This is a genomic window from Microbacterium sp. zg.Y909 (assembly GCF_024626565.1).
Map to the genome: position 1 here is coordinate 1 of NZ_JANJFJ010000701.1, position 909 is coordinate 909.

The window sequence follows — 909 nt, forward strand, 5'->3', positions numbered from 1 at the left end:
TCCTACGCAGAGGGCGCGGGCATCAAGTCGGCCACGTTCGAGGTCGACGCCCCCTATGCCTACGGCACGCTCTCGGTCGAGGCGGGCACCCACAGGCTCGCCCGCATCAGCCCCTTCGGCTCCGCCGACAAACGGCAGACGAGCTTCGCCGCCGTCGAGGTCATCCCGGTGATGGCAGAGGCCAAGGAGGTCGAGGTCCCCGAAGGTGACATCCGCGTGGATGTCTTCCGCTCGTCCGGCCCCGGCGGCCAGTCGGTCAACACCACCGACTCCGCCGTGCGCATCACCCACATCCCGACCGGCATCGTCGTGTCGATGCAGAACGAGAAGAGCCAGATCCAGAACCGTGCGGTCGCGATGCGCGTGCTGCAGACGCGACTGCTGCTGCTCAAGCGCGAGGAGGAGGCGGCTAAGAAGAAGGAACTGGCCGGCACCATCACCGCGAGCTGGGGCGACCAGATGCGCTCGTACTTCCTCTACGGCCAGCAGCTGGTGAAGGATCTGCGCACCGGATACGAGGTGGGAAACCCCGCCGCCGTGTTCGACGGCGACCTCGACGGGCTCATCGCCGCCGGCATCCGCTGGCGTAAGCGCAAGATCGAAGACTGATCACCGCGCAGCCGGAACTTTTTTCCTGCGACTGCATCCACACGGCACTCTCGGCACGAATACCTCTGTGAAGCGCGAAAAGGTCGCGCAACATCTGAAGGAGTTCCTCGTGCGTAAGACAATCTCAGCGGGCGTGGTGGTCGGCGCCTTCGCCGCCTTCGCGGCTTTCTCGCCGGCATACGCCATCTCGGAGACCACGGCCGACCTGTCCGTGCTCCACGGCATCCCCGACACACCCGTCGACGTGTACGTCAACGGCGAACTGACCCTCGACGACTTCCAGCCCGGAGATCTCGCCGG

1 protein-coding gene and 1 pseudogene are annotated in these 909 nt (G+C 65.8%); both read left to right on the forward strand.

What is annotated here, in order from left to right:
* On the forward strand, positions 1-609 hold a 609-nt coding region (locus NQ160_RS24235), incomplete at its 5' end, for a peptide chain release factor-like protein (RefSeq protein ID WP_257517518.1).
* Positions 610-718: 109 nt separating this feature from the next.
* Positions 719-909, forward strand: a pseudogene (locus NQ160_RS24240) (DUF4397 domain-containing protein); the annotation flags it as partial.